This is a genomic window from Georgenia sp. H159 (assembly GCF_035607575.1).
GTDB lineage: Bacteria > Actinomycetota > Actinomycetes > Actinomycetales > Actinomycetaceae > Oceanitalea.
In genome coordinates this window covers 694,005-714,667 of the sequence record NZ_JAYDZY010000001.1, presented here as the reverse complement: position 1 = coordinate 714,667, position 20,663 = coordinate 694,005, and the positions used below count along the sequence as shown (strand labels likewise).

The following is a 20,663-nucleotide window of genomic DNA, read 5'->3' as shown; positions in this document are numbered from 1 at the left end:
TGTTGTCACCGAGAGCTGGCTTGTGCGCAGTCAGCCGGCGGTGAGGCGCGGCGTTGCGGTCACCACCTCCACCGGTTCGCTCGTCAGTGTGGTGACCGCTCGACCGGTCACCGGGATCCACGCGCTCGTTCCCTCAACGCGGAACGCGGCATCCCACTCGGTGCGGAGAGAAATCGAGACGACGCCCGCCTCCCCATAGGCGTGGGAGACGGTGTGGTTCGGCCACGGCGCGCCTGGGTCCGTGCCCGTCAGGGGCGGCGACCCGTCGCCGAAGTCCCACGTGAAGAGGACTGGGGTGACGCGGACATCGACGTCGTACCCAAGAACCTGGGTGACGAGCACGTGCTCAGCCGAATCCGTCAGCACGATCGTGTCGGTGTTGACGAGCACCCAGGGCTGGTCGGGTTGGATCTCCAGACTGCCAGGGCTGACAAGGAGCGACTGCACGTCCTCGCGGGAAACGGTGAAAACCCGACGTTGAGGGACCACCTCCGGGTCTCCCTCATCCACCTCGTTGTTGTCGAATATTGGCGTCAGTTCAGTGCCGCCAGCGGCGTCGCAGTCGGTGAGTACCTTCTTGATTACTCCGAACGTGTAGAGCGTCGGTGGGCAGTAGGGCTCCGCCGGCTCTCCTCCGGTTGAAGCCGCATACCCGCCGTGCTGCCCGGATGATTGAATCTCGGTTCTACCGTTGCTCTCCGCCCGAACCTTCACGGCATCTCCCTCGCCGTGCCCCGAAAATACCCCCGAAGAGACGATTATGAGCGCAATCGCCAGTGCGCTATTTGCGGCCATCGGAGTCACTTCCCATCGGAGTTGTGCCAACGGCGCCTCGTATGGTCCATTCGCCGTCGACCCGATCCAGTACCAAGTCAACCTCCAGGTCGGAGGTTTCGTTCTCTTCAGTCACAACGCCTGCCCGGTCGAACCGACGGGAGGTCCGCTCAGATGCTTCAATTGCCACCGAGTAGTACGCGTAGTCCTCGTCGGGCGGCATTGCTTCCATCGTCAGCACCTCGATGGCAGGGCCGTCGGCATAGCCGCCGTGGGCATACAACTCCGATACATCCTCGGCAACGCTGGTGCAGAACATGCAATCGGAGTGAGTGAACTCAGACCATTCGGAAAGATCACCCGTGGCGTACACGTAAGAGAACAATTTAAGAAAATACTCGGCCGCCGCCTTGGCTCCTTCAACGTCGTCCCTCTCCATCGCCGCGGGTCGTGTCGGCTCGGGCCACGGTGTAGGTCCGGGCGTCGGCGACGGTGCCTCCGTCACGCTTGGCTCCTCGCTCGCACCCGTCGGCGTGGGTGGCGTCGGATCCTCGCCGCTGCCGTCGTCGCTGCACCCGGTTGCCAGTAGACCGACGAGAACCACGCACGCACCAAAGCGGCGCCACGTCCTGGACGTCTTCATGAGCTCTCCCATCAGTCGGCCCTCGCCGACGACGTCACTGTGATCGCAAACCCGTCGGCCCACGGTGCGAGCACCCACGGCACCACGGCAGGCCGCGCGACGGCCGAGAGCGTCACATGCGCCATCCGGCCGTCGACGGTGCCTGTGGTCCGCCCCACCTGGAGTGCCCGGAACCGGCCCGCCGCAACGGAGTCCCCGAGGTAGCTCTCCACCGACTCCTGGACCGATGCGTTGGACAGTGGCAGTCCGTCGCGTGCAGCGTCGGGCGAGTAGTAGAGCTCGTAGTCGATCGCGTCGGCGGCGTCCGCGGCCGCCCCATCAGCGAGGGCCAGCAGCTGCTTGCGTTCGAGATACACGGACGACGCAGCCACGACGACGAGCACCAGCGTGAGTGCGAGCAGCCCGAACCCGATGGACAGCAACGTGATCTGACCTTCCTCGCCGTCGCGCCCCATGCGCATCTTCGCCGTCATGACCCACCTCCAAACTCCGGCACGACGGCAAGGTGGGTCGCCTGGACGGGCACCTCGAGAGGCAGCGAGCCCGCCAGAAACTCGGGCACGAGCGGAAGCCTCACCACGGCGGAGACCTCCACGTGGATCCGGCTGGCGGGCGCCAGACACGGCTCGTCACTGCATGTGAACGACAACGCCGCTGCGGGATCGACATCAATGCCGTGGTCGTCGAAGGCGAGATCCACCGCTGTCTGCGCCTGGGCGACCGCCGTGGGGAAGTCCTCCGCCTGGCTCAGCACCCGACCGGACTCCCGTGCGGCTGCCTCGGCCGCGAAGGCCGCTGCCTGGACCCGTCCCAGGGTGAGGATCAGGTACACGAGCGGCAGCAGCAGGACCAGCGTGACGCCGATGAACTCGACGACGGCGCTCCCGCTCTCCTCCCGCCGTGCTCGACGCCAAAGCGCGCGCAAGAACATCACTCCTGTACCGCCCGTCCACTCGCGGTGAGGGTGCCTCCGGGACCGAGCAGTCCCAGCACCGGCAAGGGCGCCCGAACGGTGACCTCCACGAGCACCAGCCCGTCGCGCTCGACGACCTCCGCGGTGACGTTCTCCCCATACCTCGGGCTCAACGCCGTCGCGACCAGCTCACTGGTGCGCGCCGCCCCGGCGGCAGGCGAGCTCTGTGCGAGCGCGCCGTACCGGGCGCCCTCCCCCGCAGCATCCACCACCGTGTTGCGGACGTGCAGCGCCAGGGTCAGCTGCAGAACCCCGAGCAGCACCGTCACCAGCAGGATCGAGACGAGGACGAACTCGACGACGGCGGACCCGTCGTCGGACGCGAACCGGCTCAGATGCCTTCGAGCACCCGCCGCATCGCCGTCTCGAACACGTTGATGAGCGCCGGTCCGGCGATCAACCAGATGGCGACGACCAGGCCTGCCGTCATCAGTGTGACGAGCACCCATCCAGGGACGTCCCCTCGCTCGTCGGCGAGGTGCGGCACACGACGCCGGAGCGATGCCAGGTAGGTGCTGAGATACAGCCGCATGTCTGTCTCCTTCGAGGTGGTGGGCGGTCGAGTTCGGGTTGGCGTTCATAGGCCCACCTGCAGCAGGACGAGCCCAGGGAAGAGAGCGAACAGAACGGTGACCGGCAGGACGAGGAAGACGACCGGGATCATCATCGCGATCTCCTTCTTCCCACCCGTCTCCATGAGCTCGCGCCGGGCGGCCTCGCGGGCGTCGTGGGCCTGCGCGCGCAGCACCTCCGCGAGCGGGGTCCCACGGTCGACGGCAACGGCGATGCCCTCGCCGAACCGCGCGACGGCGGGCTGCGACGTCCGCGTCGCGAACCGCTCCAGGGCCACCACGAGCGCCGTCCCGGCGCGGGCCTCGGCGAGCGTGGCCTCGAGCTCCGCGGTCAGGGCTCCACGCGTGGTGCGGGCCACCCGTTCGAGTGCGGCCATCGGTCCCTCACCTGCGCTGACAGCGAGCGCGAGGAGCTCGGCGACGGCCGGCAGCTCCTCGAGCATCGCGTGCTGACGCCGCGTCGCCGCGCGTGTGAGCCAGCGGTCACGTGCCACTGCGGCGATGAAGGCACTCAGGACGACGACGCCGGTACCGGCAACGACGTTGAGGCCGCGTGCGACGCCCGCGACCGTGACGAGCAGCAGTCCCGCGGTCATGCCGAGGACGCCCCACATCATCTGCTCGAGCCGGAACTGCTCCACCGTCAGTGCGGAGCCGGCGTGGACGATGCGTCGGCGCACACTCTGCGACGTGCTGCCGAGGCGCTCGAGGACGCGGCCGGCGTCGGCCATCACGGGTGCGAGGAGGCTCTCGAGGGTCGGGAACGGCGTGTGCGTGCGAGGCTCGCTGAGGAGGCCTGATGTTGCGGGCCGCTCCCGCAGGTAGGGCGCGATGCGGTCCGGCAGCCGTGGGCGCATCGCGCGCACCCGCCACACGACGAGGACGAGTCCGAGGCCGCCGAGCAGCCCCGCGAACGCGCCCCACGCCGTCGGGCTCATCGCAACACCCGGGCCTCCTCCGGAAGCCGCCCCAACCGAACCATCAACCAGTAGGCGAGCCCGGAGACCGCCGCGCCGCCGGCAAGGACGAAGACCCCCATCGCCGAGTTGAACGCCGCCGCAGTCTCGGGGCGGCCACTGAGCAGCAGGAGGACCAACCACGGGGCGGCCGTCGCCAGGCGCGCGCCGTTGACCGTCCAGCTCTGGCGGGCCTCGAGCTCGCCGCGGGTGCGCAGATCCTCTCGGAGCAGCTGGCCGAGGGTGCGCAGGAGTCGGACGAGGTCCGAGCCCCCGACCTCCCGGGTGATCCGCAGCGCCTCGACGATGCGGTCGGCGACAGGGTCGGCCAGCCGCGCCTTGAGCCGGTCGAGCGACTCGGTGAATCTCCCGGTGACCCGGTAGTCCTCCCCGAAGCGCTGGAACTCGGGACGCACCTCCACCGGACCGCGTTCACCGAGGCTGGTCAGCGCCTCGGGCAGCGACATGCCGGCTCGGATGGCGGAGATGAGGTCGTCGACCACCTCCGGCCACACCGAACGCAGCTCGATCTGCCGTCGCCTGGCCCGTGCCCTGACGAGGGCTGACGGCACACCGGCGGCAATCGCGCCGAAGCAGACGGCGATCGGCGGGGACGCCGTGAAGCCGAACGTCAGCAGCAGCACGAGAGTTGCCAGCACCACCGACGCCACGACGAGCCTGGCGGGTGTCACCGCCGGCGCACCGGCACGGACGAGGAGGTCCTGGGTGCGCTCCCGCCAGCGTGAGGTGCGTCGTTGTCGCGTCGGCTGGGGCCAGCAGGCGAACCAGAGCAGCAGCAGACCTGCGCCGAGGAGCAGGCCCGCCACCGTGCCCACGGCTACCTCCCGGAGCCTTGCGCGAGCAGGTCGGCGAGGTCGTAGCCGGCTCTGACGAAGCGATCCGGGTCGGAGGGGAAGCCACCGGAGCGTTCGAGCACGTCCCCGCGCAGGACGAAGATCTCCGCTGTCTCGACGACCCCCTCCTCCGACCTGCCGGTGACAGCGACGATCTCCCGCACCCGCCGTCGTCCGTGCCTGTCCAGCTCCAGGTGGACAACGAGGTCGATGGCCGACGCGACAGTCGGGACGACGAAGGTGCTCGAGACGTTCTCCCCGGCCAGCAGCGGAAGGGTGCACATCTTGGTGACGGCCTCGCGCGCCGAGTTGGCATGGACCGTGCACATCCCCGGAATATCTAATGTCACGTGAGCACACATCTACTAAGCTGTGACGCCAGACACACTCGGCGTGTCGTTTTGGGCGTGTCGCGTGTCCGGGTGCCAATATTGGGGCTCCGGTGATGCGGCCTGGTCGTACTTGTCCACATCTCTTGATCCAAGTCGGGCTCCGCCCGTCCACATACGAAGAAGCCCCCAGATCCAAGCGATCTGGGGGTTTTTCGTACGGTCGTTCGAGTGCGGGCGTCGGCTCGTCCACAGCCTTACCCAAAGGCATCCACAAGATGACCCCGCAGACTGTGGACGACACGCGGAAAACGCGACTCGCCGACACAACACCTTGGGGTTGTTCCGACCCCAGACCACTAGGTGTAGTGTCCCTCTCACGACCAGGCAAAACGACACGCATGTAGTTCAGTGCGGTCGCCCGCACACCGGAAGGAGAGCGCTTGCGCCAGAGCCCCCCAAGGGGCGGAGATCGACCAGCTATGGAGCCCTCAAGAGCGAGGGCTCGGCGCCCAGAGCCGTCCGCAGTCGCCGCAGTGAGGGGCACCTGCGTATCCCGTGACGCGTCCATTCGCGTCCAGGGTCACGGCACCGTGCGAGGCAACAGTCGGATCCGAGGGCCGCCCCCTCAGGACGAACCACTGACCGCCGCAGTCGCATTCCGCGGCTGCACTCCCAGCGCGTGCCACTCGGTACGCGCCTAGATCAACCAGGGCGGACATCTGCTCCCCCTACCCGACTCTCGATTGGATAGACCCTTGACCAAGCACGACCCGCTCGGACCCAATGGCAGGTGGAAGACCGGACAGCGCGTCCCTTCCACTGGCCTCTACTTCGACCAGTACAACGTCGTGACCCATCACGAGGCCGGCGCAACCTTCCCTCCCTGCATCGGCAGGAAGGGCGAGGCTGCTTACCGGCTCTCGTATGAGCAGTACATGTCCTCCGCGGATGGCGCCGCCGAGGGCTGATCTCCGAGCTGCAATCTGGAGACGAGATGACGTCGGACCCGACAGGGTCCGACGTCGTTTCGTTGTAGACACACTCTCTCTTGTTCGGAGCCCCGTACGCAACTTGGGCGCCCCGGGCGCCGAGATGCGGGACCGTTCGCGCATGACCCGATACTCCTCCAGAAGCTCGCCGAGTCAAGGTTCTCAGCGTGTGTCGCTCTCCCGATCCGAATCTGGCAGCGCGTATCGGTACTCGGTGGGCTTCAGGGCACTGATCTCGGGTCGCCAGCTGGGCCAGACGCGCGGGGTGCCCCCACTCGTCTCGAACCGCCCGGTTGCCACTTCGCGGTATCGGATGCCATCCACCACGAAGAGGTCGGTTGTCGGCCACGTCGATGCGTGGTCGACCTCACCGGCCGTCAAGGTCACTGACACGACCTCGTCGGCAGTCGCACCCTTGACCTCAACGTGTCGCTCCACACCGTCGAGTTGCACGTTTAGGTCGTATGGCTTGCCCAGCTCCTTGATCCTCGTCGCTCCCAGAGAGCGGTAGTGCGCCTTCGCGAACTCGACTGCGTGCACCTCCACCGCCTTGCGGAGCGCCGGGTGCTGTTGACGGCCCTGGGCGCCCTTCACCCTCGGGTGTGGACCGCGTGTCTCGACTCCTGGCACCTGTCCAAGGTCAGCGATACGAGCGAGCACCTCAAGCACTTGTGTGGGCATCTTGACCAGGTAAGCCTGCATGGCTCGAAGGGTCCGGCCACCGTAGTCGTAGAACGGGGCGTAGATGCTTCCGGGATTCTCTTCGGCAGTCCGGGCGATTGCTCTGAGGATCTCGTCGCGATGGGGGTTCAGCCGATCGAGTGCGATAGGGCGGGGAAGCTCGTTGAGGCCTCCCAGCTCAGTCGTCCAGGTTGGCACTTCACTTGCCAAGCCGCGCGCCCTACCTCGGCTGCCGCGAGCGAGCCACTCCATAGTCCCTGTAGCAAGAGGCCCGAGGACCTCGGACCACCCGATTAAGGCTGGTCGCCCCGCGAGCGTCTTGTGCCAGTGAAGGACGGTGTCGCCTGGCGCAGCGTAAGTGACGAGTCTGTAGGACCATTCGTCGCGGCCAGCTCCGTTGAACTGGGGAGCTGTGAGGTTCACGCCTGGATCGTCTCGATCCGTGATCTCCATCCAGTACCGCTGCGCTGCTTGGTCCGCCCACCATGCATTGATCGCCACGCAGCAAGCGTGCCGTCTCGAGGACCCGGTCACAGCTGATCGAAGGTTCCGATTCCGGCCAGAGCAATACTCACGGCCCCAGACTTGCGCGCACGGGCGGGCGCTATGCCTCCCCGGGCGGGAGGGAGGGGGGAGGGGGGAGGGTGCCCCCACCCCTCAGCCGTCGACGGACTCCCCCGGCCTGGTCCACCCGCCGCACGTCGCGCGCGACCTCGCGTCACGCTTGCGTCGCTTCGGCGGCGCCGAGCACCGAGCCACGACGGAGCGCGACGGCTTGGCGGGTAGCCACTCGCCGCAGCCGACACAACGGACGACGGTCTCACCGGGCGTGAAGCGGTCGCGGCCAGCGCCCCGCGTGTCCGCGCGGGTGGGGTCCTCGGCGCGGGGCTGGGGCTGCTCGTCGAGAGCACGGCCACCGGTCACGCTCCCGGCCACGGGCACGGCCTCCAGCGGCGCCCCCGGGCGGAAGCGGGGCGCGACCGGACGGGGCGCCGCAGCGGGCCGGGGCGACGGGGGTGGGGTCTCGGAGGCGGGGGCCGCCGTCGACGGGACGGGGGCCGCCGTACGGGGGGCCTGCCGAGCGGAGGGGGCTCCCTCGGGGTGAAGGGTGGCGAGCTCGGCCAGGTGGTCCGCCGTCTCCCGGTCGACGATCGCCGTCAGGTGCTCGCCGCGCTGCTCCGGCGTCATCCTGAAGAAGTCCTCTCGGGACACGTCGCCGAGGAGACCGCGCGGGACCGAGCCGGGCTCGGAGATGAACCGACGGACGCTGGCGAGGCGCCGGGTGTAGCGCTTGCGCTGGCGGCTCGTGAGGCTGGCGACGTCGAGTGTTGCTGTCATGGGGTCTCCTTTTGGACGGTCGAGCGGGTACGGCGGGCGGCGCGGGCGCGGCGGCGGCGCTCACGGCGGGAAGGGATCTCGCTAACGTCGGGCAGATGCGCGACCGCGCCGTCGCGGATCGAGGCGGGGTCGCCAGAGGGGAAGAGGGTCGCTGTAGCGATCGCGCGGAGCGAGACGCGGTTCTCCTTCGACGGGACGGCCTCCAGCACGAACACGGCCACGGGCTCCTCGACGGCGAGGCCGAGGTCGGCGACGGCCTGGGCCCAGCCGACGACGGCCGCGTGGTCGGCGCGGGTGCCGTCCATCTGTGGCATGTAGTGGTCGACGTAGGCGACGAAGAGCCGGAAGGCGTCGCTCTGGACGACGTGGTCGGGGAGGATCGACTCGCCGACGGGCGTGGGGTCTAGGGGCATGGAAAGTCCTTCGGGTAGCGGGTGAACCGGAGCGAGGTCAGGTCAGCGGGCGCGCCGAGCGCGGACGGCGGCGAGGTCGACGACGCCGCCGTCGGTGCCGGTGGCTGCCTCGCGCTGGAGGGTCAGCGCCCCGGCGTAGTCGCCGGAGCGGAGCCGGGCGAGGCGCTCCTCGTGGCGGTCGGCGAGGATCTCGGCGGTTCGGTCAAAGAGCATCGCGGTCGCGGTGTCCATCGGGTCGGCCTCCTCAGGCTCGGCGGGCAGTTCGGGGATGACGTAGACGCGGGTGCCGTTGACGCGGCGGCGGGCGCCGAGCATCTCGTCGGCGACGGCGTAAAAGGTCGTCCGGCCGGGCAGGCGCCAGACGTGGCCGTCGTCTTCGACGTCACCGTCGATGAAGAGGAACTCGCTCTCGGCGGTGGCCCACAGCTCGGCGGCGGCGATGCGGGCGCCACGGCGCAGGACGAGGTCCTCGGGGTCGTGGTCATCGTCGCGGCCGCGCGCGAGGGCGGCCTGGATGAAGCGGCGGGCCGAGGTCTCCCCCTCGCGCCGAATGCGGGCGCGGTAGGCCCGAACGCGCTCGGCATCGGTCAGCGTCGGGCCGCTCGGGACCGGCTTCTCCGGGCGCGGAGAGCTCCAGTGGGGCGCCAGGCGCCGAGCGTGCTGGATCGCTGCCCGGGTGTACTCCTCGGCGGTACGCCGGTCGGCGACGGTAACCAGGAAGCGCACGTCGTTGTACGGGCGCCCGGCGTCGGGCCGCTCGGGCAGGGCGGCCAGAACCTCGCGCAGCTCATCGGCCAGGGTGAGCACGTTCGCCGCCGTCGGCTCCTCGGACGAGCCCGTCGGGCGCGTCAGGAGCGCGACGCTGGAGCGCGCGCGAAACGGCTCGCGGCCGGTGTCGGTCAGCCACGGCAGCACGAAGACGCGGGCGAGGGTGCGCGTGCCGGGGGCCTCGATCGAGCGGCCGCTCCCGTCGGAGTCGAGTTTGCGCCGGAAGGGTCGCTCGTCGCGGTGGGTCGTGTGGCGGAGGCGGCCGCCGTCGCGCAGGGCGGCGAGCTTGTCAAGGTAGGTAGGCATGGATGCTCTCTCGGGGTGGGCGCGGTGGCGCCGGGTGAGGCGGTGGGGCCGGGTGAGGGTGCCAAGTGCCGTACGGGAGCGTTCTAGGGCGTATCTCTGTTAGTTGTTGGAGAGGTCGGTCTCTCGAACACAGAACAGAAGTAGGGACTAGAAAGGTCCCGTACGGCACTTGGCACCCTGACGGGCTCTCCTCGGCGCCAGCTCGGCGTCGTTCAGGGGCGTGTAAACGGGGCAGCGGCGCCTTCGGCGGCTCGCTCGGCGTCGGCGAGCCGGGCGCGCAGCCGCTCCAGCTCGGCGTCGCGGCGCTGCTCCCGAGCCCTACGGCGGGCGCGGGCGACGCGCTGGCGACAGCGATCGGAACAGGTGTCGAGGCGGCCGGTCAGCGGCTCGACGCCGCATCCTGGGCAGGTCAGCACGGGGATCTCCTCGGCGGTATCTCGGTGTCACATTCGAAGGGCAAGAGAGCGGCCCTCACCCGGGCCGCCAAGTCCGGGTGAGGGCCGTTCCATGCCAGTGACTCAGGGAGTCGAAGGAAGAGAGGGCCGGCGGGCGGCCCGCTGCTCACTCAGGCGATGAGCGGCTGGCTCAGGCGCCCGTGGTGTTGATCGCCACGGCGCCGCCGCCGTCGATCAGCTCGACCTCTCCGGTCTCGTAGTTCGCGACGGGGAGGGGGAGCGCCTTGACGCCGACGAAGGTCGTCACGATGGACGAGGTCGTGCCGTTGGCCGCATTGAGCGCCCGCAGGTGAGTAAGGGCCATGCCCTCCTCGACGACGCTCGCGGCGTAGGCCGCGCCCTCGGGCGGCTGAGGCGCCCGGATCGCGGCGGCGTACGCCTCGCGGACGAACACGAGGAGCGTGTCGGCCGGGACCTTGGTGTCCTCGTGGACCTCAACGCCCGCGACCTTGCCGTCGGCGTCGATCTGCTCGGCGAGGAGGAGGTCGGCGAAGACGTCGGCGCCAGCGACGGCCAGGAGCGGCCGGTCAGCACTCACGCCACGGCCACGCAGCACCGCACGGGCGCGAATGACAGCCGCACGCGGGTTCGCCGCGTCGTAGGCGATCGAGGCGTCAGCGACGGTCTCGGCCATAGCGGCGGCGACCGCGTCGGCGATGTGGTGCGCCACAGTGAGGGATTGAGGGCGGATTACCTGGCGGGAGAGGTTCTCGATATCGAGAGTGGCCTCGTCCAGCGTGATCGGCACGACGCTGTAAGCCTCGGTGTCGAGCGAGACCGGAATCGTGGCCTCGGTGATCGAGCCGAGGGCGTAGTCCTCGGTCGAGCCGACGGGCCGCGTCGACGTGGTCGTCGCGCCGGGAACCGGAATGTGAACGGTCTTGCCGCCACCGGCCCGGAAGTCGTTACCGAGGTCGCGATGCACGAGCGCGGCGACGCCGAGATCCTTGGCGGCGATCGCAGCGGCAACACGGGCGATCTGCTCGCCAGTGGTGAAGGTGTTACTCATGGAATGGGGCTCCTTGAATAGGAACGGTGGAATAGACGGCGCCGCATCTCGCGGGATAATCACACGCCGGAGTCACTCACTCGGACGGGATTATCTGAATGGCGCCGGAATAGCGCCGGGGCACCGGCCGGGGCCTGCCGGGGGGCGGTGTACTGCTGGGGTGACGACGTCGCGCGCCTGGCGGGTCGTCGTCGGGGTGGGTGCCGAGCCCGTGCCTCGCGTCTCGATGACGCGGCCCAGGAGGAGCAGGGCACGGGCTCGGTGTCCTCACTGGAGACTGCTCGACGGTTACTAGCCGCCGAGCCCGCCCGACGCGCCCCGAAGAAGTCGCGCCGGGAAGTGTGAAGGCGAGCCCGGGGGCTCGGGTGCGCTACGCGCGCGGGAGATAGCCACCAAAGAGGGCGACGCGCCGGGCGAAGGCAGCTTCGCGGCGGTTCAGCACCGGGCCCGGCCGCCGGGGGCCGCCGTCGGTGAAGTGCCGAGCGGCGACCATGACGGCGGCGCGGACGGCGAGCGGGTGAGCGTCACCGGTGCGCCAGGCGTCGCGGGTGGCGCGCGGCGCCTCGGCGAGGACAGCCTGGGCGACCTCGTCGAGGATCTCGACGGCGCGGGCGCGCTCGGGCTCGCTCAGGGCGTCGACGTCGACGCCGACGGCAGCGAGGCACTCGACAGGGGGCGGAAGGACACGCACAGCGGGGCCTCTCGACGGGGATCGGGGCGGCGCGGCGGCAACGGCCCGACACGCTGGAGTGAGGGCGCATCGGGCCGCCGCGCCCATGACGCGGACACCACCGCAACTACGCGAGGGACTGTGCTCCCACCGGCCCCGGCGGCGGCCTCCTCCAGACGCCGCCGAGACGGGAAGGAGCACAGTCCCTCTCACTAGTAGGCGATTCGGTTACGCGCCAGTCTCAGTAGTCCTCGGGGAAGTCTTCGACGGCGTCGGGAGCGTGCTCGGCGAGCCACCGGGCGGTCTCGGCGAACGCAGCTCGATCCTCACGGGAGAGCCCCTGGCGCCGGGCGGCGTAGCCCTCGGGCAGGAAGCCACCTTCCCACGGATCGGCGATGCCCTCCCCGGCCGCGTGCGCTCGCAGCGCCGAGGCAGGAAGTACGGAGCCGATACCGGCCTCGTCGGCGAGGCGGCCGAACGGCGCTTCGGGCTCGACAGGAGCGGCCTCGCCACGCTCGACGGCGCGGCGGAAGCGGGCGGCCTCGGCGCGCTCGGCGCGGCGGCAGGCGTCGGAGCAGTACGCCGGGCGACGGCCCCGGCCGCTGTAAACGATCGGGCCACGGCAGACCGGGCAGGGCGTGGGCAGGGTGACAGAGGAGGTCATGAGAGGAGGTCCAGGGGTCGCAGGGTCAGGCAGGCGCACGCCGTTGTGCGCCTCGGGGCACCATGGCGGGGCGGAAGCCCGACCAGTGGTCCCCGGAGGAGAGGGCCGCGCGGCGCGGCGGTGCTCGACGAGGCGGTGGGCAGTCTCTCTCCCCCGTTGGCCCTCGCGGAACGCCTCCAGGCGCAGCGAAACCCCGCCGGAGGGGTCCGGCGGGGGCAGCGGCGTGGCGAGCGCTAGTCGAGTTGACCGGCGAGGTAGTCGGGCTCTTCGGTCGTCCAGCGCCACGGGATCGAGAGGCGGCTCGGATCAATACCGGTACGGCCTCGCTTGCCGGGGCGGACGGCAATCCGGTCAATCAGGAGAGATCGGAGGAGTTCGCGGCGTCCGTGGACGTCCTCGGCTTCCCACGTTTCGCGATAGTTGCGTCCGGTGCTCACATGCTGCGTAAGGGTCTCGCGCGGCTGTGCAGCGAGTTGGTCCCGGCGCTCGGCGAGGGTGGCAGCCTGCTGAGCGAGCGAGGCGATATCTGCTCCTGGCTCGGTCATGGCGCGGGCGGTCTCGGCAAGGGCCTGCTCTACATCGACCAGGCCGACGGCGTCGCGCGCGACCCGTTGCTCGACCACGACGTCGAGATGCCCCACTGCGTCGGCCATCACGGAGGCGACGTGCTCCTCGATGCGCGCGGCGGTGATTGTGATCGGCTTCGGGCAACTGGCCGACGACGAGCCGCACTCGTATCGCTCGACACGCCCACCGTCGGGTCGCTTGTTGCCGTAGCCGATCTTCATCGTGCTTCCACAGGAAGCGCAGGACAGGAGGCCGGAGAGAAGTCGCGCAGCCCTGCGCCGCGTCGAGCGACGGTTCTCCGCTGCCACCCGCTTGCGTTCCTCAGGCGCCTGAGAGGGGGACTGCCTCCGCGGGAACATCGCGCGGAGCCGAGCCGACTCGTCCAAGGTGAGAATCGGGTCCCACACCTGAAGCGGGAGCCCGTCGTCGCCGGAGATCGGACGGCCACGGCGCGTCATCCGCCCTAGGACGGCGTCACCGGTGAGCATCTGGCGGACGACGGGCACTGACCATCGTTCAGCCCGCCGAGGAGCGATACCTTGGGCGTTCAGCGACTGAGCCACGCTGTAGAGCGATGCGCCGTTGAGGACGTCGTGCGCCGCCGAGCGCACGACTCTTGCCTCGTCGGTGCTGATCTCCAGACCCCGGCCCGTGCCCGACGGGTGTGGAACGGAGCGGTAACCGTAGGGCGGAGGGCCGCCAGCGAAGCGGCGGGCGCGAGCCAGTCCGTCGTGCGAGGAGATGGCGCGCTGCCGAATCGTCTCGCGCTCGGCACGGCCCATCGCGGCGGTTATCGCGACGCGCAGGTCCCAATCGGGCGTGTCAGACCGTAGCGCGTCGCGATCAGCGACGAACAGCGCCGGATTCCCCACCTCCGCGCGTCCTTCGAGCACGTCCTGGAGGTCGGCCACGGCTCGGGCGCCCTGGCGGCTCCAGCGGTCGAACTTCCAGACGGCCAGCACGTCGGCCTCGTTGTCGGCCAGCATCGCGAGGGCCGCGTCGGCAGCCTCCCGGCGCTGGCCGCCGGAGAGGCCGTCGTCGGTGAACTCCGAGACGATCTGCCAGCCCTCTCGCTCGGCGAGCGCCCGGAGGTCGTAGCGCTGCCGGTCGATTGAGGTCGACTCGTCGCGGGATACAGACAGGCGAAGATAGAGGACGGCGCGGGTTCCAATCTGGGTCATAGTGCCCTAGCGTAAGTCCCGGCATGCCGGAGTTCAACGCGATGAGCATGTCGAAGCTCTCCGCCTCGCGGACCTCGCCGATGATGATTCGGTCGGGCCGCATCCGCAGTGCTTCCTTGACGAGCCGGCGGAGCCTGACCTCGCCCTTGCCCTCGAGGTTCGGCTGACGGCACTGCATCGCGACGACGTCGCGGTTGGCGAGGCGCAGGGAGAACGCGGGAGGAGCACACAAGAGAGTGCCCCGCTCGGTGGCTAGACCGGCGGGGCAAGACGCTGAGGAGACAGCGCCATGCACAAGCGTACTCACGACCGGGCGCGCGGCACAGTAGCCGCCCTGGTCCTCATCCTCGCGGCCCTCGCGGTCGCGTCCCTGACGGCTCCGCCGCTCAATGGCCTGGCAGCCGTCGCCCTGATCCTCGGTGTCCTCCGAGTGACCATCGTCGCCCACGCTGAGGAGACGGCGCGGTGAGCGCCATCGACTCCCCCGCCGTCCTCGCTGCCCGCCTGACGGGCACCCGGCGCGCGTTTCTCGCGTTCCTCAGTGATGCGGATGCCGAGCACGTCGGCCTGCACCGCGCCGAGGTCTACCTCAGCGCCGAGGGGCTGATCGACTGGCAGCGCGGCCCGCTGGCTGGCGACGTCACCGCCTATGCCCGCGCCGAAGTCGCCGTGGGCGGCGCAGCCTGAACAGCACCGTCACAACGACGGCAACCGAGCACCATCACCTCGAAGGAGAGAGCACCATGACCACCACCACGACGACCGAAACGCAACACTTCGGCTGGTGCAACGTCACCGGCGGCATGGGGAATGGATGCTGGCCCGACGGCCCGGGCGATGGGCACGGCGGCATCACCGAAGTGACTGGCATGGGCCACCAGAGCACCCCGACCACATACGACGCTCACGGCTTCTCGTTCGACGTCCAGGTAGCGGCCTACCAGAGCATTCAGGGCGACCCGGGCGATTCCGTCGAGCCGTACATGTTCGTCGCTGACCTCGCCCACCCGAGCGGCGCGCACACCTCACCAAGGGACGTGGCCGCGTTCGCCGCTGCCCTGCACGCAGCAGCGGTCACGATCGGCCGGCAGATCGGGCAGCCGGTCTCCGGCGCCTACGTCGACGCCGAGTGGCTCGAGGAGCCGTGGGACGGGCGCGGATGGGGCGCCCCTCACTGTGCCGACATCACGCCCGGGGCGCTACCCGCGAGGTGGCGCACCACCAACATCGATCGGATCGTCGCTGAGCCGCACATCGACGACGACGGCACCGCGTTCGTCCTGCTCCTGACCGCTTGCGAGAGCGAGGAGCACGACACACCGCTCACGCTCGACGAAGCCGAGGCATACGGCCACGCCATCCTCGAGGCTGTCCGCGCCGCCCGCGAGGCCGCCGTCACGGCCCGTTGAGCGTCGTCCAGGGCACCGCTCCGACCGATGGGTGCCCTGGGCGGCTCTGAGCGGCCCGCACGGCCCCTCTAGCGCGTTCCTGACCCCCTAGCGCCTAACCAGGGGATCGCGGCTCACATCTCCACCGAATCGCCCATGCCGCTGGGCGTAGGCACCGCTCGCGACGGCCTGCCGAGGTCCCACAGCACAGCTCGCCCTAACACCGAGGGCGGGCCGGTCGGCGTGGGACGAATGTCGCAGAGCGGAGGCGGGGGCGGCGGGCACTTTGGGGCAGGGGACCAAGCAAAGGCGACACCGCTAGGTGTGCCTTGCATTCCGCACCGCAGCGGAGATCATGCGTGCCACCCTGAGGTATGGAGACAGCTGACTACCGAGCCACAGCGCAGGACATCAACAAGCGGATCCAGAACGGACGTGACTACCCGTTCCACGGCCGAGCACCCGAGGAGTACGGGCAGCTCATCTCAAGCCTCGTGCACCTCATCCACGGCGACGAACTCCAGTACCTCGGGTCCAGCTTCTTCGAGAACGACAACGAGAACGAGCGCCACGGCGATATCCTCGCTTTCACCAACCGGCTTGTTATCCGCGCCTCAATCACAGGCGGTGAATCGTCGTGGGCCGATGGCACGTTCACCGCCGAAGCGTTCGCCCGAGCCGACCTCACCCACATGAGCGTCATGAGCCGCCACGCGACGTTCAACCGAGAGATGTCCCCGTGGCCCGGGCGCTACTCGGTGGCGCTGACATACCGAAGCGGGGTGGAGGTCCACCTCCCAGCGTCTCGCTATCCGGTCGGCACGGAATCGGAAGACCTGGACCGGCTCGTGCCAACACTCCGTGCTGACTTGGCGCACATGGGTAGCCCCCAGAGGGCCTGACCAGCGTGACAAATCGCCCAGCTCACGCTCACGGGTGGGCCGGGCGCTTCAGTGCGTCCAGGGGCGCTACTCTCGACTGCGCAAGTCGTACATCATGCGCATGAGCTGCGGATGAGCCGCTCCAACGTTTTGCCCCTCGGTGACGCGCTGCTCGACATGGATCCTGCTCTGGTCCTTCGCGAGCATTTGCGCACTTACGGCCATCTGCCTCCTCGGCAGCCACACCCGAGAAGTTCCTGCCGTGGTTCCATGAATGAGGGAGACTTCCCGGAAGAGGCTCACACTCCACGGAAACAAGTCACTCTCGACGAACCTGCAAGTAGTCGCCCTTGAAATTAGCGCACAGTACCAGTCCGCGAACTGCATGGCACCATAACGGACACTCTCGATCTGCATGGGCACCTCGAGAACGCGCGCCGTCTCTGGAGGCGAGCTCTTTGAGTAGATGAACGACGCCATGCGGGTGATCGCATCGTCGCGCTGCTTGTCGTCGACCTGGTCAAGAAAGATCAGGAGGTCGTCACCCTGCAGGTCAGCAAACGTAGCCAACCGACTGATTGCAGTCGACAGAATGCTGCCACTTCTGTCTGAACTGCTCTGTCCTGTTTCCTTCGCGCTGCCGACAGGCTTAGCCTCGCCATAGTAGAAGAACCGACCGCCGTTCTGGCAGAGTCGTCGGGACAGATCGTGAAGCATCCGCGTCGTGCTGTTGCTGAACCGGTCCCAACTCCCCTGCGTCAGCAGATCGGCCCCCTTCTTCTCCCAACGTCTAGGATGCGCGCCCGCGGCCTCTATTTCGGAGGAGAATGTGCGCTCCTTGATTCGCTCGAAGTAGCCGCCGAAGGACCTGATGTGCTTTGCGTCCGCCACGAACCCGCCATATCCGAACAGCGGATGATTGTTGAACTTTCGGTGATCGCGGGAGATATAAGGTCCTACGTGCCCGAACTCGTCCAGGTAAGCGATCAACATCGACAGCCCCTCTCGAAAATACAACAGGGGCCGACATTGTCGGCCCCTGGGGTTGGCGCGCGGCCTGCTGAGAGACTCGCTACCTGTAGAAGACACTAGCAGGCGCTCGGCTCGCATGCATAGTGGGTTCAGAGTGTCGCGCGACACTCGCTCCTATGACGCAGGAGGCGCTCGCGTGGGACGCCGGCCGTCCGCTGCCTCAAGGCAACGCGCTCCTCCCTAGTTACGCAGGCCGTAGGCAGCGGAGTGAGACGCCGCGTAGATGCCCGCATCACGCATCCGCCCGTAGTCCAACGTCGTCGGCCATCGGGCCGACATAAGGCCGCGGGTCTCGCAGAACGCCCGCCGCACCGCCGTGAACCGCTGCCACGCCGGATCGCGCAGCGCCGACCGCGGCGGCTCGGCGTAGGCCAGGGTGTAAGCGTCGGCCAAGCGTGCCACCTCGGCGCCGTCCTGCCACACCGCGTGGTCCGGGTCGGCCAGCTCCGGCGGCACCTCGGCACGCCGCGCCTTGTACGGGTTCACCCGCGCCATCCGTCGCACACTCATGACACACCTCCTTGAGCCGTGAACCGCCGGTGCCAGGCGTCATGCACCCGCAGCAGATGACGGCCCGCATACACCGGCAGGCGGTGACTGCACCGGCCGCACACCACGGCATCCTCATCCCGTGAGTACCCCGTGGCGGACGGGGCCGGGGTGGACGCGGCGACCACGGCCGCGCGGGCCAGGCGACGGTTACTCATGGCGGATCGCCCACCCGAGAGAGTGCATACCAGCCGGCGTGAGGCCGAGCTGGGCGCCCAGGTGGCGCATCTCCTGGGCCTGCCACGCCGACGCGCTGCCCTCATAGACCGCTGAGGCGTGGACGACGTAGGCGGCGACGGCAGCGATGTATGAGTCGTCCCATTCGTTCGCCTGCGGTGACTTCCATAGGTTTCGCCACAATTTCCGCTCATCCTTCGACCACTCCCGGCCACCCGGCGGCGCCGGCACGGGCAGCGCGCAGCCCTCGGCAGGCAGCTCGATGATGCCCGATCTAGCGCCGGTTCCTCGGTGCCGTCGACTGTTCGGCTTCGTGGGGTTCGCCATCGGTCCTGGCATGTCGTCTCTCCGTTCTGGTTGAGGCCATCTGGTTGTCATAGATGCGGGAGCCCTCCCCGGCGGTCCCGGAGGGCACCCGCTCGGCCCTCCCCCCTGGGCTCCGCGGCCGAGCCTCGGTGTCGGTCGGGATGTCTCCGGGTGTCGGTCGCGGCCCGCGGCCTCGGGGTGAGGTTCGCGGGCCGCGCCCGAGTCGCGCGCTGGTCGAGTCTTTGCGAGGTGTTGCGCCTTGCTCTTCGGCCATCGGTTCCAGTCGCGTGCACAGGCCCTGTTGAAAGCGGTTCGCGATGGATGACGTTGACGCGCTGTCCATGTCGCTCCCGATGGGGGGGCGGGGGGGCTGGGTACCCGGCCGGGGTGGTGTGAAGCGCCCTGGGTTTGTTGGAGACTCCTGACTTTGGAAACGAGGATGGAGTCATGGTGTCGAATGAGGGATCTGGGAAGCCGACCACGCGTCGGTATTCGCCGGAGGAGAAGGCCGCAGCGGTCCGGATGGTGCGAACTCTGCGAGCGGAGCTGGGGACCGAGCACGGGACGGTCCAGCGGGTCGCGACGCAGCTCGGATACGGGATCGAGTCCGTCAGGACGTGGGTCAAGCAGGCCGACATCGACGACGGCAACGTGGCTGGCGTGACCACGGCCGAATCGCGGAAGCTGCGGGAGCTGGAGCAGGAGGTCCGTGAGCTTCGTCGGGCTAACGAAATTCTGAAGAGGGCTGCGTCTTTCTTCGGGGCGGAGCTCGACCGCCAACATCGGAAGTAGTCGCGTTCATCGACGCGAACAAGAACGACGTCGTCGAAGGCCGCCGCCTCGGAGTCGAGCCCATCTGCAGCCTGTTGCAGGTGGCTCCGAGCACCTATTACGCCGCGAAAGACCGCGCCCCCTCGGCGCGCGCGGTGAGCGACGCGGTCTTGATGCCTGAGCTGGTCACGCTCTGGAACGCGAACTACTGCGTCTATGGGGTCCGCAAGCTCTGGAAGACCGCCCGAAGTGCCGGGATCGATATCGGCCGGGACCAGACGGGCCGGCTGATGCGGGCTGCCGGCATCGAGGGCGCGATCCGGAGCAAGCGAGTCAAGACGACCCGGCCGGATCCGACGGCCGCGCGGCACCCGGACCTCGTGAAACGGGAGTTCACCGCGACCGCGCCGAACAGGCTCTGGGTCACCGATCTGACGTTTGTGCCGACGTGGGCGGGCGTCGCGTATGTCTGCTTCATCATCGACGCGTACTCACGGATGATCGTCGGGTGGCGGTGCGCGTCTCACATGCGCACCGAGATGGTCCTCGACGCGATCGAGATGGCCCGCTGGTCGAGAGGTCGTCACCACGAGGATCTGAGGTGTCACAGCGACGCGGGGTCTCAGCTCACGTCGATTCGCTACGGCGAACGACTCGCGGAGATCGGAGCGACGCCGTCGATCGGGACCGTCGGCGACAGCTATGACAACGCCCTGGCCGAGACCGTGAACGGGTACTACAAGACCGAACTCGTCCGCGGACCCGCACGCCCAGGCCCCTGGAAGACCGTCGAGGACCTCGAGCTCGCGACCCTCGGATGGGTGCACTGGCACAACACGCAGCGCCTGCACGGCTACCTCAGCGACGTCCCACCCGCCGAGTTCGAGCAGACGTTCTATGCTGGCCAAACCACCACCGATCAACTGGTGGGAATCAAATAGCGCGAGTCTCCATCAGACCCAGTGCGCTTCAGACCGCGCTCTCGTGGATCCGGGAGACTTCGGTATGGATAGCGTCTCTCTGGCTGGCGTCCGCCGCGTCAGTCATGGCGCTACCGATTGCCCTTGGAACGATTATGCGGAACGCAAAGCATCTCGCAGTTCTTGAGATTGGACGCCCCGCCGTTGGACCAAGCAGTCACGTGGTCAGCATCCATCTCTTCCAAGCGGTAGATGCGCTCGGCATTGTTGTTCGTGCCGCTGGCGCACATGGGGCAGTTCGAGACTCCGGCAGCCTCCGCCTTCTTGGTCTGCTTCTCGTAGGCAGCCAGCTTGGTTCGCTCGTCGAAGACCCGGACCTCGATCAACTTGGTCTCGACCTCGCCCCCGAGGACGTACTCGTAGATCCCGCGCTTGTTCTTGATGTCGACGTCGCCCATGAGTTCGGCGATCCGCAGCTCGAGAGTGGCAGGATC

The 20,663-nt window shown here is 68.6% G+C and carries 26 protein-coding genes, 2 pseudogenes and 1 other annotated feature; of the genes and pseudogenes, 6 read left to right on the top strand and 22 right to left on the bottom strand.

Annotated elements, in window-relative coordinates:
* Positions 1-30: 30 nt before the first annotated feature.
* From VR894_RS03325 to VR894_RS03285, 9 genes and pseudogenes are all read right to left on the bottom strand, one after another.
* Positions 31-795 (bottom strand): hypothetical protein, encoded by a 765-nt coding sequence (locus VR894_RS03325; RefSeq protein ID WP_324649883.1) that lies wholly within the window; start codon positions 793-795, stop codon positions 31-33.
* Positions 782-1,279 (bottom strand): DUF6318 family protein, encoded by a 498-nt coding sequence (locus VR894_RS03320; RefSeq protein WP_324649882.1) that lies wholly within the window; start codon positions 1,277-1,279, stop codon positions 782-784. The genes VR894_RS03325 and VR894_RS03320 overlap by 14 nt, the downstream gene beginning before the upstream one ends.
* Positions 1,280-1,428: 149 nt before the next feature.
* Positions 1,429-1,890 (bottom strand): pilus assembly protein TadG-related protein, encoded by a 462-nt coding sequence (locus VR894_RS03315; RefSeq protein WP_324649881.1) that lies wholly within the window; start codon positions 1,888-1,890, stop codon positions 1,429-1,431.
* The gene (locus VR894_RS03310; protein ID WP_324649880.1) at positions 1,887-2,342 is read right to left on the bottom strand and encodes a TadE/TadG family type IV pilus assembly protein; all 456 of its coding nucleotides are present in this window, start codon (positions 2,340-2,342) and stop codon (positions 1,887-1,889) included. Before VR894_RS03310 ends, VR894_RS03315 begins: the two co-directional genes overlap by 4 nt.
* Before the next feature lie 5 nt (positions 2,343-2,347).
* On the bottom strand, positions 2,348-2,725 hold the full coding sequence (locus tag VR894_RS03305) for a TadE/TadG family type IV pilus assembly protein (RefSeq protein WP_324650051.1): 378 nt from the start codon (positions 2,723-2,725) through the stop codon (positions 2,348-2,350).
* Complete coding sequence (locus tag VR894_RS03300; protein WP_324649879.1) at positions 2,722-2,922, bottom strand: hypothetical protein; 201 nt, start codon at positions 2,920-2,922, stop codon at positions 2,722-2,724. The genes VR894_RS03305 and VR894_RS03300 overlap by 4 nt, the downstream gene beginning before the upstream one ends.
* Positions 2,923-2,967: 45 nt before the next feature.
* Positions 2,968-3,900, bottom strand: a complete 933-nt coding sequence (locus VR894_RS03295) for a type II secretion system F family protein (protein ID WP_324649878.1) — start codon at positions 3,898-3,900, stop codon at positions 2,968-2,970.
* On the bottom strand, positions 3,897-4,754 hold the full coding sequence (locus VR894_RS03290; RefSeq protein ID WP_324649877.1) for a type II secretion system F family protein: 858 nt from the start codon (positions 4,752-4,754) through the stop codon (positions 3,897-3,899). The genes VR894_RS03295 and VR894_RS03290 overlap by 4 nt, the downstream gene beginning before the upstream one ends.
* 2 nt (positions 4,755-4,756) lie before the next feature.
* A pseudogene (locus VR894_RS03285) lies at positions 4,757-5,110 on the bottom strand (CpaF family protein); the annotation flags it as partial.
* Positions 5,111-5,859: 749 nt separating this feature from the next.
* On the opposite strand from VR894_RS03285, the gene VR894_RS03280 reads away from it, so the two are divergent.
* Complete coding sequence (locus VR894_RS03280) at positions 5,860-6,072, top strand: hypothetical protein (RefSeq protein ID WP_324649876.1); 213 nt, start codon at positions 5,860-5,862, stop codon at positions 6,070-6,072.
* Between the two features lie 183 nt (positions 6,073-6,255).
* Here the strand turns inward: VR894_RS03280 and VR894_RS03275 are convergent, their stop codons facing one another.
* From VR894_RS03275 to VR894_RS03235, 9 genes and pseudogenes are all read right to left on the bottom strand, one after another.
* Positions 6,256-7,275: a protein NO VEIN domain-containing protein gene (locus VR894_RS03275; protein ID WP_324649875.1), complete on the bottom strand. Its 1,020-nt coding sequence runs from the start codon at positions 7,273-7,275 to the stop codon at positions 6,256-6,258.
* Between the two features lie 156 nt (positions 7,276-7,431).
* A complete protein-coding gene (locus tag VR894_RS03270; RefSeq protein ID WP_324649874.1) occupies positions 7,432-8,112 on the bottom strand; it encodes a hypothetical protein in 681 nt (226 codons plus the stop codon).
* On the bottom strand, positions 8,109-8,525 hold the full coding sequence (locus VR894_RS03265) for a hypothetical protein (RefSeq protein WP_324649873.1): 417 nt from the start codon (positions 8,523-8,525) through the stop codon (positions 8,109-8,111). The genes VR894_RS03270 and VR894_RS03265 overlap by 4 nt, the downstream gene beginning before the upstream one ends.
* A gap of 42 nt (positions 8,526-8,567) precedes the next feature.
* Positions 8,568-9,599 (bottom strand): hypothetical protein, encoded by a 1,032-nt coding sequence (locus VR894_RS03260; protein ID WP_324649871.1) that lies wholly within the window; start codon positions 9,597-9,599, stop codon positions 8,568-8,570.
* Between the two features lie 585 nt (positions 9,600-10,184).
* Positions 10,185-11,126 carry a hypothetical protein gene (locus VR894_RS03255; protein ID WP_324649870.1) on the bottom strand — a complete coding sequence of 314 codons (942 nt, stop codon included), beginning with the start codon at positions 11,124-11,126 and terminating at the stop codon, positions 10,185-10,187.
* A gap of 307 nt (positions 11,127-11,433) precedes the next feature.
* Positions 11,434-11,754 carry a hypothetical protein gene (locus VR894_RS03250; RefSeq protein ID WP_324649869.1) on the bottom strand — a complete coding sequence of 107 codons (321 nt, stop codon included), beginning with the start codon at positions 11,752-11,754 and terminating at the stop codon, positions 11,434-11,436.
* Positions 11,755-11,974: 220 nt separating this feature from the next.
* A complete protein-coding gene (locus tag VR894_RS03245; protein WP_324649868.1) occupies positions 11,975-12,397 on the bottom strand; it encodes a hypothetical protein in 423 nt (140 codons plus the stop codon).
* Between the two features lie 233 nt (positions 12,398-12,630).
* Positions 12,631-14,145: a recombinase family protein gene (locus VR894_RS03240; RefSeq protein WP_324649867.1), complete on the bottom strand. Its 1,515-nt coding sequence runs from the start codon at positions 14,143-14,145 to the stop codon at positions 12,631-12,633.
* Between the two features lies 1 nt (position 14,146).
* Positions 14,147-14,344 (bottom strand): annotated as a pseudogene (locus VR894_RS03235) (ATPase, T2SS/T4P/T4SS family); the annotation flags it as partial.
* 90 nt (positions 14,345-14,434) lie between these two features.
* Between VR894_RS03235 and VR894_RS03230 the strand changes: the two are divergent.
* The 4 genes from VR894_RS03230 to VR894_RS03215 all read left to right on the top strand — a co-directional run bounded on the left by VR894_RS03230 (position 14,435) and on the right by VR894_RS03215 (position 16,435).
* Positions 14,435-14,614, top strand: coding sequence for a hypothetical protein (locus tag VR894_RS03230; protein WP_324649866.1), 180 nt, complete (start codon positions 14,435-14,437; stop codon positions 14,612-14,614).
* A complete protein-coding gene (locus tag VR894_RS03225; RefSeq protein WP_324649865.1) occupies positions 14,611-14,832 on the top strand; it encodes a hypothetical protein in 222 nt (73 codons plus the stop codon). The genes VR894_RS03230 and VR894_RS03225 overlap by 4 nt, the downstream gene beginning before the upstream one ends.
* A gap of 56 nt (positions 14,833-14,888) precedes the next feature.
* Complete coding sequence (locus VR894_RS03220) at positions 14,889-15,554, top strand: hypothetical protein (RefSeq protein WP_324649864.1); 666 nt, start codon at positions 14,889-14,891, stop codon at positions 15,552-15,554.
* Between the two features lie 353 nt (positions 15,555-15,907).
* Positions 15,908-16,435, top strand: coding sequence for a hypothetical protein (locus VR894_RS03215; protein WP_324649863.1), 528 nt, complete (start codon positions 15,908-15,910; stop codon positions 16,433-16,435).
* 66 nt (positions 16,436-16,501) lie between these two features.
* Here VR894_RS03215 and VR894_RS03210 read toward each other — a convergent pair whose 3' ends face one another.
* The 3 genes from VR894_RS03210 to VR894_RS03200 all read right to left on the bottom strand — a co-directional run bounded on the left by VR894_RS03210 (position 16,502) and on the right by VR894_RS03200 (position 18,499).
* The gene (locus VR894_RS03210) at positions 16,502-17,407 is read right to left on the bottom strand and encodes a DUF3800 domain-containing protein (RefSeq protein WP_324649862.1); all 906 of its coding nucleotides are present in this window, start codon (positions 17,405-17,407) and stop codon (positions 16,502-16,504) included.
* A 219-nt stretch (positions 17,408-17,626) separates the two neighbouring features.
* The gene (locus VR894_RS03205) at positions 17,627-17,956 is read right to left on the bottom strand and encodes a hypothetical protein (RefSeq protein ID WP_324649861.1); all 330 of its coding nucleotides are present in this window, start codon (positions 17,954-17,956) and stop codon (positions 17,627-17,629) included.
* A 189-nt stretch (positions 17,957-18,145) separates the two neighbouring features.
* Positions 18,146-18,499: a hypothetical protein gene (locus tag VR894_RS03200; protein WP_324649860.1), complete on the bottom strand. Its 354-nt coding sequence runs from the start codon at positions 18,497-18,499 to the stop codon at positions 18,146-18,148.
* Positions 18,500-18,925: 426 nt separating this feature from the next.
* Here VR894_RS03200 and VR894_RS03195 point away from each other — a divergent pair.
* A protein-coding gene (locus VR894_RS03195; RefSeq protein ID WP_324649859.1) for an IS3 family transposase occupies positions 18,926-20,190 on the top strand; the annotation gives its coding sequence in 2 pieces (ribosomal slippage) (positions 18,926-19,229 and positions 19,229-20,190; 1,266 coding nt in all).
* Positions 19,225-19,359, top strand: a sequence feature (AL1L pseudoknot). It overlaps the preceding gene by 135 nt.
* A gap of 110 nt (positions 20,191-20,300) precedes the next feature.
* Here VR894_RS03195 and VR894_RS03190 read toward each other — a convergent pair.
* Entirely contained in the window at positions 20,301-20,627 is a 327-nt protein-coding gene (locus VR894_RS03190; RefSeq protein WP_324649858.1) for an HNH endonuclease, read from the bottom strand.
* Between the last annotated feature and the right edge of the window lie 36 nt (positions 20,628-20,663).

Bases quoted from the DNA above. Each gene is read 5' to 3' on its own strand.
- VR894_RS03190 (WP_324649858.1), bottom strand. From the start codon at position 20,627: ATGGGCGACGTCGACATCAAGAACAAGCGCGGGATCTACGAGTACGTC.
- VR894_RS03265 (WP_324649873.1), bottom strand. From the start codon at position 8,525: ATGCCCCTAGACCCCACGCCCGTCGGCGAGTCGATCCTCCCCGACCAC.
- VR894_RS03315 (WP_324649881.1), bottom strand. From the start codon at position 1,890: ATGACGGCGAAGATGCGCATGGGGCGCGACGGCGAGGAAGGTCAGATC.
- VR894_RS03300 (WP_324649879.1), bottom strand. From the start codon at position 2,922: ATGCGGCTGTATCTCAGCACCTACCTGGCATCGCTCCGGCGTCGTGTG.
- VR894_RS03240 (WP_324649867.1), bottom strand. From the start codon at position 14,145: ATGACCCAGATTGGAACCCGCGCCGTCCTCTATCTTCGCCTGTCTGTA.
- VR894_RS03215 (WP_324649863.1), top strand. From the start codon at position 15,908: ATGGAGACAGCTGACTACCGAGCCACAGCGCAGGACATCAACAAGCGG.
- VR894_RS03200 (WP_324649860.1), bottom strand. From the start codon at position 18,499: ATGGCGAACCCCACGAAGCCGAACAGTCGACGGCACCGAGGAACCGGC.
- VR894_RS03325 (WP_324649883.1), bottom strand. From the start codon at position 795: ATGGCCGCAAATAGCGCACTGGCGATTGCGCTCATAATCGTCTCTTCG.
- VR894_RS03210 (WP_324649862.1), bottom strand. From the start codon at position 17,407: ATGTTGATCGCTTACCTGGACGAGTTCGGGCACGTAGGACCTTATATC.
- VR894_RS03270 (WP_324649874.1), bottom strand. From the start codon at position 8,112: ATGACAGCAACACTCGACGTCGCCAGCCTCACGAGCCGCCAGCGCAAG.
- VR894_RS03245 (WP_324649868.1), bottom strand. From the start codon at position 12,397: ATGACCTCCTCTGTCACCCTGCCCACGCCCTGCCCGGTCTGCCGTGGC.
- VR894_RS03260 (WP_324649871.1), bottom strand. From the start codon at position 9,599: ATGCCTACCTACCTTGACAAGCTCGCCGCCCTGCGCGACGGCGGCCGC.
- VR894_RS03230 (WP_324649866.1), top strand. From the start codon at position 14,435: ATGCACAAGCGTACTCACGACCGGGCGCGCGGCACAGTAGCCGCCCTG.
- VR894_RS03220 (WP_324649864.1), top strand. From the start codon at position 14,889: ATGACCACCACCACGACGACCGAAACGCAACACTTCGGCTGGTGCAAC.
- VR894_RS03205 (WP_324649861.1), bottom strand. From the start codon at position 17,956: ATGAGTGTGCGACGGATGGCGCGGGTGAACCCGTACAAGGCGCGGCGT.
- VR894_RS03295 (WP_324649878.1), bottom strand. From the start codon at position 3,900: ATGAGCCCGACGGCGTGGGGCGCGTTCGCGGGGCTGCTCGGCGGCCTC.